The following is an 8,534-nucleotide window of genomic DNA, read 5'->3' as shown; positions in this document are numbered from 1 at the left end:
TGAACCTATTATTGTTGTTTTGTGTTCCGGAACATCCTGTTCCTGTATGAGTTCATATTAGGAAAAAAGAAGGATGTCGCCAATCCGCAAAATCCCTAAAAGCTTGTAGGTTAAAACGTACAAGGAACTTAAATGCTTTATATGGACTTAAGATTTACATCATCAATAACGTATTCGAACTCTAACTAAGCTTTATAATATCCACTTAAATTTAAAGAAGAAAATTATCATGACTTTAATAGAAAAAGTGGTTCCCGTGGTATTTAGGGAAATTAATAATAATTTGGAAATTTTAGTATTTAGACATCCCTTAGCAGGAATTCAAATCGTTAAAGGTACTGTGGAACATCAAGAAAAGTTAGAACATGCCGCTTTGCGAGAGCTTTATGAAGAATCTGGAATAAAGAATGCTCAAATTCATTCATACCTAGGTAAACATATTCCTTCACAGGCAGGGCCTGATTGGCATGTTTTTGTGTGTAGTACACATGAGGCTTTAAAAGATAAATGGTCACATTTTTGTGAAGATGATAATGGATTAACTTTCGATTTTTTCTGGCACTCTTTTTTGAGTCCTCCAACAGAAGAATGGCATCCTCTTTTTAAAGAATTATTTGAATTTATTAAATCTAAATATAAGTTCAACTAACTAAACAACTTTAGGCCTCTGTGCCACAACAGACTTTAATCTTTTGCGCTGATTTAAAGTAATAAACCATTGCAACACAGAGATAGAGGGGCCAAGCCAAACGCTTAACCCAGACTACTTTTGTCACACCGCTGCATGACGCTGAAAAAAGTAGGGGCAAAGTCCCGTGGGAGAACAGGACTTTGCAAACTGACATGTTCTAGCTGCTGCATCAGCTTGGGAGAGTAGGTTTGTTCAAGTCGCTGATAAATACATTCGCAACTGGTTTTGCTGTGCCCACCCGACAGGCAAATTTTTTCAAACTCCTGTTGGGTGTGTAAGTTACAACCCGAAATTCCCAAGCTCGCTAGAACCAAACTGAAAGCCAAAATAGATTTATGAATTGTCATATTATTCTCATAATGATTTATATCTATGAGTAGAATAAAAATATAATTCGTTTTAAGGTTTAAAATAATTTTTAGATAATAATTAACCCTCCCATAAATTTAGGAAAATAAAATAATTCAAATTTTAAAATGAAAAATAGTTTATGAATTTAAAAAATTAGGAAATAGAAAATCCAAATTTTAAATAAATAAAATAGTTAAATAAGCGAGGGTATAAGTTTAAAAAATGTCATGGTCAACTCCTTATAATTTATGGAGCTCTACCACCAGATTACCGCGAATTAATTTATGGTGGTAGAACGAATAGGGGTTGACAGACTGGGATCCATGGAACCAGCACGCACGGGGCGTCCCCCATCCGTCCTACCGCAAAGAAAAGGGGACGCAAGGGTCTAACGACTTATAGATTGTACTATAATCCGCCGTGGATCAACGGTCTGTCAAAACCGACTGGCAATGTAGGCCAGCAACGAGATAATAATCGGTGATTTTAATTACGTCAATTTAATATTTAAAATATTTTTGATTTAATAATAAAACTAAATATATTTTTAAAATAATGGAATTAATGTTTATATTTAATTAGAAAAAATAAATAATAAAAAGAATGTGCATGCGGTTTTATTAATAATAGTAATTCATCATCTTATAAATAAAAATATTATGAGTAACTACCTTTATTCTAAACTTTTAAGCATTTCTTTCGCATCTACATCGCCTGCATTGGCAGCTTGCTGGAACCATTTCTTTGCCATTTCTAAGTTTTTCTGTGTGCCTTCACCGTTTAAATACATTTGGGCCAAGTTGTACTGAGCATCGCTTTCATTGTGCTCGGCCGCTTTGGTGTACCACTTAAGGGCTTGCTCATCGCTTTGAGCGACGCCGCGACCTTTTTTATATAGATGAGCTAAATTATATTCTGCGGGTGGATAGCCTTGCTCGGCAGCACGACTATACCATTCAAACGCCTGCCCATAATCTTGCGCAGTTCCTTCACCTCTGTTGTATAACACCCCTAAGTTATATTGCGCTTTGGCATGGCCCTTATCCGCAGCTTTAGCAAAATATTCAAAAGCGCGTTTCATGTCTTTTTCCACGCCTGTACCCGTGAAATACATCATTCCTAAACTATATTTTGCCCCCACGCTTCCATTTTGGTCAGCAGCAGTTAACCATTTAAAAGCTTGTTCATGGTTTTTAAGAACGCCTTGTTCGCCGCTTAAAAGCATCATGCCCAAATGATATTGAGCAACAGCTTGCCCTTGCTCTGCACGATATTGAATATCGGCGACACTCGGTTCCGCAAATGCTGAAGAATGAAATGAAAAAATCACGATAAATATATAAAAAGCAGACTTTTTTATTTTCATATCTCATCCTGAATTTTATTAATTTGAATATTTATTTTTCTTGCTATCTGATTGATTGTGCATGAAAAATATTAAATATGCCTTGGTGGATTATAAGACTTTAAAATGATCTAATTTTACCGATTAAATACCTATTTAATAACAAATTAACGTAAAACAGCATATTTAGACTAGTTACATTTTGAAAATGAGTATAGATAGACAGATTAGTCTTTTATTAATTAAAATGCGGCTTAAATATAAGTTTGATTGATAATAAAAATGCAGATGAGTGTGTCGAGTATATTGGAGCGTTTAGGCCTTGTTTCACAAAATCGTGCCGTCCATATCCAATTCTCAAATCAGTCTTTAAATCAGCAAGTTTTCTTACAGCGCATTGAGGGCGAACATACCCTCAATCAAGGTAGCGTTGCTGAATTACTGTGTCTGTCGACGAACGCACATATTGCATTAAAACAATTTATTGGCTGTCAGGTGGCCATCGATCAGGTCACTGACACAGGTCAGTTTTTTAGAACCACGGGCATTATTACCGAAGCGAGCCAAGGTCAAAGCGACGGCTCACTCACCATTTATAACTTAACCTTAAAAGACCCAACTGCGCTCTGGCATAAACGCCGTAATAGCCGCGTGTTTATGAACAAAAGCGTGCGCGATATTAGCGAAATTCTGTTTAAAGAATGGCAGGTCAAAAGCCCGCTGTTTGCCTCAAGCTTAACGCTCGACACAGCAGGCTTAACGAAAGACTACGATGTGCGTCCATTTGTGATGCAGTCAAACGAAAGCGACTATGACTTTTTAACGCGTTTGTGGCGTAGCGAAGGCATTAATTGGTTAATCGATGAATCTCAGCTTTTTGTCGCAGATCAAAATGCGTCCATTCAGCCACAAGTGTTACGTTTAATTGACGATAACCAACACTATCAAGCGCTTGAACGTCGTAGCCTACGCTACCAACGCAGCAGTGCCACAGAACAGTTTGATACCATTACCCAAGTTAAAGCTGAGCGCCGCTTACAACCAACTTCGGTTCATGTGCAACGCTGGCAAGCCGATGCCCTGCAACAAGAAGAGGGTAGTGGCAGCGTACAAGGCGCACAAAAGCACAGCGAACACTATGACAATGCCAGCTTAAACCTTGAAGATGCATGGCATGTTAGCCCTGCGTGGATGCAGGACTTAAACGGTGAAGACCAAGCCACCGCCTCGGGCAATAGCCAGATTGAACAGCTTAACCAGCACATTAATGCTTACCATCACCTGAGTTCTAAGCAGTTCACCGTTTCAGGCAATGTCCGTGATGCACAGGTCGGTTACTGGTTTGAACTAAATGATCATCCTGAACTCGACCAACACGACAGTGCCGATAAAGAGTTCTTAATCTTAAACAAGCACTACTATAACCAGAATAATTTACCGAAAGAATTACAACAACAACTTGAGCGTCTGTTGCCAAAAGACAAGCTTAAGGCCGTCCAACTCGACACGCAAAACTCTGAGCAGCGCCATTTTGCTGAGCTAAATGTCATTCGACGCAACATTAAAGCTGTCCCTGAGTATCACCCACTAGAGCACCGTCCAGTAGCTTACCCACAGCGCGCTAGAGTGGTGGGGTTGGAAGGTGAAAGTATTCATGTCGACCAGTGGGGGCGTATTAAAGTCCGTTTCCTGTTTACCCGAACTGACGACCATAGCCATGACGGTGGAGCAGGAAGTAACGACAATGACACCGACTCGGCTTGGGTTGATGTACTCACCCCGTGGGCAGGTGCAGGTTATGGGGCACGCTTCTTGCCTCGCGTCGGTGAGATCGTGGTGATTGACTTCTTTGATGGCAATATTGACCGCCCGTTTGTGGTGGGACGTATTCACGAAGCTGAACGTCACCCAACGCAGTTCGACCAGAAAGGTCAACTACCTGACACTAAAAAACTCAGCGGTATCCGCTCCGAAGAAGTTGATGGTAAGGGCTTTAACCAGCTACGCTTTGACGACACTACAGGACAAATCAGTGCCCAGCTCCAAAGTAGCCATGCGGCAAGCCAACTCAACTTGGGTAACTTAAGCTATCCAAAAGATAAGGCGGAAAGTGATGGCCGAGGTGAGGGTTTTGAGTTACGAACAGACCAGTGGGGTGCAGTTCGAGCTGGCAGTGGTTTACTCGTTAGCACCTACAAACAGGATCAAGCTCAAGGTGTACACCTTGATGCAAATGAGGCCAAACAACAAATAGAAGGCGGTCTCAACAATGCCAAGGCACTCAGTGAAGTTGCTAAAAATCAGCAAATTGACCCATTAGAAAATTTAGAAAACTTAAAGTCTTTTATTGAAAAACTTGAGCAGCAAGACAACGCAAAAGCCAAAACCTTTAAAGAAGCAATTATGCTGTTGGCAAGCCCCAATAGCATCGCGCTGAGCAGTAACGAAGACATTCATTTAAGCGCAGATGGCCAGATAAACCAAACTGCCGGAGACAGCATTAACCTATCTACCCAAAAGAACTTGATTGCACATGCCCAAAATAAAATTAGCCTTTTTGCGGCTCAAGAAGGGGCGAGACTCTATGCAGGCAAAGGCAAAGTTGAAATACAGGCTCAGGGTGACGGAGCAGATTTAATTGCCCGCAAAGCTGTTCAAATTATTTCAGCAGAAGACAAAATCGAAGCGACAGCAGCCAAAGAAATTGTGCTCACCGCAGGTGGCTCTCAAGTCAAAATTACTGGTTCGGGCATTTTTATGACTACTGGTGGCAAGTTTGAGGTGAAGGCTGGGCAGCATTTGTTTATGGGGGGAGCAGAAGTAGGCATGAACCTTCAAGGTTTACCAGCTTATGAAACCTATAATGAGAGGTTCAAGATGCTATTGCCTTCAGGTGAACCACTTTCATTTGTTGATTACAAGATATCTTCTGAAGGTAAAGAAATTTTTGCTAACTCAGATAAGAAAGGTCAAACCAAAGAAATACATAGCCCTAAAGAACAGGGGCTTAAGCTCGATTTGTTATGGTTGGATCTAGAAAAAGTAGATGAAACGGAAGTTTGGGTAGATCCAGCGCAAGGAAGTAAAAATGTCTAACAGTTTAGATTGGAACAGTAAAACGAACATAAGTGAACATAGTTGTAAGGAGGCTCACTGTGACTGTGTGACATTTTGGGAAATATATCAGCAAGAGGCGATCAAGAGATTATCTAACTTACAAAAAGCGAATAACTATAAACTTGAGCCAGGATATGAAGCAAGAGCAAGAAGAATTGCCTCTGTATATGCCAAAATATTTTTAGAAATAGAGCTCGGTGGGAATAAAAATCTACTAGGACGATATTATTGGATGGGCTTAGGAGCTTTTGCCTCAAAAACAGTTGCAACTATATTCAAGCATTGGGGGAGTTTGCTTGGCTATAATGTCGGTGTACAAGAAGCTATAAATCTTTTTGCTCGTGGCAATTTGTGGTTGTTTATGGATATTGCTCCTTGGCATTTAGCTTGGAGTGCATCTTCAGAATCTTTTAAGAGTTGTAAAGGTGCGCGAGATACTAGTGCTTTCAAATTTGTTAAGCCAGCATTAATGAATTTGCCATGGTCATCATGTTTACCTAGTATTAAAAATTTAAAGGTGACGAAAGAAATTAATGATGCTTTTACTCTATTACCTGCCATTGAGAAAGCTTTTTTGAATGGAGCTGATGAGAAAAGTAAATATAGAAAAGCGAGTCAAAATCTATTCGATCATTTGATGGCTATTGCGGTACAGGAACAACATAATATTCTTCAAGTTGTTGTTTGGGAAAATACATCAGTTAAATTTGGTGCGTGGATGCAACGTTGGTTTATAGGTATGCCAGATGCCACACTTGTTCTATCAAGTGATTATAGTGTAGACGCGGTAAAAAAGAATTGGTTTGGTAATTATACAGGTAGTAAAGCTGATCAATTAGTAGAGCTAAAAGAGGATGTTTACATTGCTCCTCTAAAGGATACGATTGCTGAAGATTATGATAGTCGTATGAAATGGATTGGGAAAGCAGCTGAAAAGTATCACCGTTTAATGCTTGATGAAAAAGGTCGGCCATTTTTACAACAAGAATTGAAAACTATTTCTAAATGGGGAAATAGCAAAGCCGATTTTAAAATACATTCAAGTAGTAATGAAGGGAAGGTGTGATGCTAGACAAGGCTGGAAACTTATTATGAAAAACTATTTATCTTTATTTATCTGCATTATTACATGCATCTTTTTAACTTCTTGTAAGCCCGCAAATAATACTACCCAAGGAAATAAGTCGATGAACCAAAATCAAGATGTAATAGCCCTTCATTTTGGTGAACAAGGCATGCAAGATTTTAGTAAAAATAGTAATACCCCAGTTGATCGTCAGCCTGCAGGGATGAATTTTTTATCATTAGATTGGACTCCACCAAAACTAGGTCGAGTACGTGTATTTAGTGAAAAGAGTAATTTAGAAATTGAAAATGTAATCAGTGTGCTAGGTACACAAGTAGCTCGACGAAGCAATGATGGTATTCAAATCATAGATATTAATGCTAGCTTGCATCCAAATGAATATACTACGAGCCAAGAGGCTTATACTGCTTATACTAAATTAGTACATCAGATTAATGACAAACAATGGAAGCAGTATTTTTTACCTTTTAGTGCTCGAATTGATAAACAAGATAATCTAAAGCATATGACTGAAACTATGGGGGAGGTTATAGATCCAACTTATATCTTAAGTTTTAAAGAATGGCAGGATGTTCTTTCGAAAACAAATAGGTTGGTATTTAACTTATATAATGGGGATGTTGAGTTGGGTATTAGTCTTCGACAAACCTATAAAGATGATAAAAAAGAACAGTATATGGTGAGATACAGCTTTGAAAACTTTAAATATGCAGGGCGAAATGCTATCTCTGATTCAGATAAGATGAATTCAGAGCAGTTAAAGCAAGCATTTGAAACTGAAGTTGCTAATAATAAAAAAGCCCGTAAAACTGAAGAAAATAATATGAAAAAAGAGGGTTACCATATAGATGAGAGCTATATAGACCCAGACATTTGGCCTTATGTGAAATAAATAATAAAGAAGCGTAATTAATTACGCTTCTTCTGCCATAAGAAAATTATTTAAGCAGCTTGAATAGCTTCACCACAAAAAGAAACAGTTTCTTGCTTATGCTGGTGTAAGTACCAGAACTGCTCCGCAATCGTTTCAGGATGCACCGTGTAGGTCTTATCTTGTGCTCCAGATGTCCCATCAACGAAACCATTCACAATCACTTGGCTCACATAAACATTTGAGTCAGCGAGACTGTGAGCAAGTAAATTGGTGGTTTTATATTGAGCAGCTGCAGCAATTGCTAAAGATGAATATTCTTTGGCAACTAAATCGATGCCTACTGCATCGAACGCGAAAATTCCGTTTGTCGATAAAATACTACCGTGGTTCTTTTCTAAATCTGGTAGGCACGCTTGTACCGTAGCAATATAGCTTGAAACACGAATATGGAAGCTTTGGGTGAGGTCTAGCGGATTGGTTTCTAAGATGTTGCCTTCAATGTCATGAAAAGCATTCCAATGAATATTTTTAATCTCTCCGAAGTGGTCTTTAATACGTTTTACGAGATTTGATATATCTTCAAGAACTGCTAAATCACATGTAAAAGCATAGGCTTCTATGCCGTGCGTTTTAAGTTCTAGAATAGCATTTTCGAGTTTTTCAGCATTTCTTGCTACTAACCCGATTTTATAGCCTTCTTTACCAAACTTATGTGCTACGGCTTTGGAAATACCTGTTCCATAACCAAAAATTATAATATTGTTGTTCATTATAAAGTTCCAGAAAACCAATTATTTGGTTAGGAATAGTTTATAATATGTTTTTATAATGTATTCAAGTGAAAACATTCAATCTAAAAATAATGCAGAAATAACAAGACAAAAAAATGAAAAACACTAATTAAGTCAGTTAGTTTTAAATAGTCTGGATAATCTAGTTTTTATTAAAATTTCACCTTCATGAAAAACTGAGAGCAGTGATTTTCGAATTGAAGAAATGTTTGCTGATGAAATAATTTTTTAATTTGACTTCTCTATTTTCCTAGCATAAATTAACTGGAACGATCGTT

The 8,534-nt window shown here is 38.3% G+C and carries 7 protein-coding genes; 4 read left to right on the top strand and 3 right to left on the bottom strand.

Annotated elements, in window-relative coordinates; genetic code table 11:
* The first annotated feature begins 229 nt into the window (after window positions 1-229).
* Window positions 230-649 (top strand): NUDIX hydrolase, encoded by a 420-nt coding sequence (locus tag F931_RS17630; RefSeq protein WP_016142551.1) that lies wholly within the window; start codon window positions 230-232, stop codon window positions 647-649.
* A gap of 104 nt (window positions 650-753) precedes the next feature.
* Here the strand turns inward: F931_RS17630 and F931_RS22265 are convergent, their stop codons facing one another.
* Complete coding sequence (locus F931_RS22265; RefSeq protein ID WP_080649531.1) at window positions 754-1,038, bottom strand: hypothetical protein; 285 nt, start codon at window positions 1,036-1,038, stop codon at window positions 754-756.
* A 677-nt stretch (window positions 1,039-1,715) separates the two neighbouring features.
* The gene (locus F931_RS17625) at window positions 1,716-2,408 is read right to left on the bottom strand and encodes a tetratricopeptide repeat protein (protein ID WP_016142550.1); all 693 of its coding nucleotides are present in this window, start codon (window positions 2,406-2,408) and stop codon (window positions 1,716-1,718) included.
* A 261-nt stretch (window positions 2,409-2,669) separates the two neighbouring features.
* On the opposite strand from F931_RS17625, the gene F931_RS17620 reads away from it, so the two are divergent.
* Genes F931_RS17620 through F931_RS17610 form a run of 3 tightly spaced genes read left to right on the top strand, consistent with a single transcriptional unit; the run spans window position 2,670 to window position 7,483 of the window.
* Window positions 2,670-5,483, top strand: a complete 2,814-nt coding sequence (locus F931_RS17620) for a type VI secretion system Vgr family protein (RefSeq protein WP_016142549.1) — start codon at window positions 2,670-2,672, stop codon at window positions 5,481-5,483.
* On the top strand, window positions 5,476-6,570 hold the full coding sequence (locus tag F931_RS17615) for a DUF2515 family protein (protein WP_016142548.1): 1,095 nt from the start codon (window positions 5,476-5,478) through the stop codon (window positions 6,568-6,570). Before F931_RS17620 ends, F931_RS17615 begins: the two co-directional genes overlap by 8 nt.
* 25 nt (window positions 6,571-6,595) lie before the next feature.
* The gene (locus tag F931_RS17610) at window positions 6,596-7,483 is read left to right on the top strand and encodes a hypothetical protein (RefSeq protein WP_031945561.1); all 888 of its coding nucleotides are present in this window, start codon (window positions 6,596-6,598) and stop codon (window positions 7,481-7,483) included.
* Window positions 7,484-7,533: 50 nt separating this feature from the next.
* Here F931_RS17610 and F931_RS17605 read toward each other — a convergent pair whose 3' ends face one another.
* Window positions 7,534-8,235 carry an SDR family NAD(P)-dependent oxidoreductase gene (locus F931_RS17605; protein WP_016142546.1) on the bottom strand — a complete coding sequence of 234 codons (702 nt, stop codon included), beginning with the start codon at window positions 8,233-8,235 and terminating at the stop codon, window positions 7,534-7,536.
* Window positions 8,236-8,534: the final 299 nt, after the last annotated feature.

Source organism: Acinetobacter pittii ANC 4050 (genome assembly GCF_000399685.1).
Taxonomy (GTDB): Bacteria; Pseudomonadota; Gammaproteobacteria; order Pseudomonadales; family Moraxellaceae; genus Acinetobacter; species Acinetobacter pittii_E.
The sequence above is the reverse complement of the archived record's forward strand: the minus strand, read 5'-3'. Positions and strand labels throughout refer to the sequence as shown.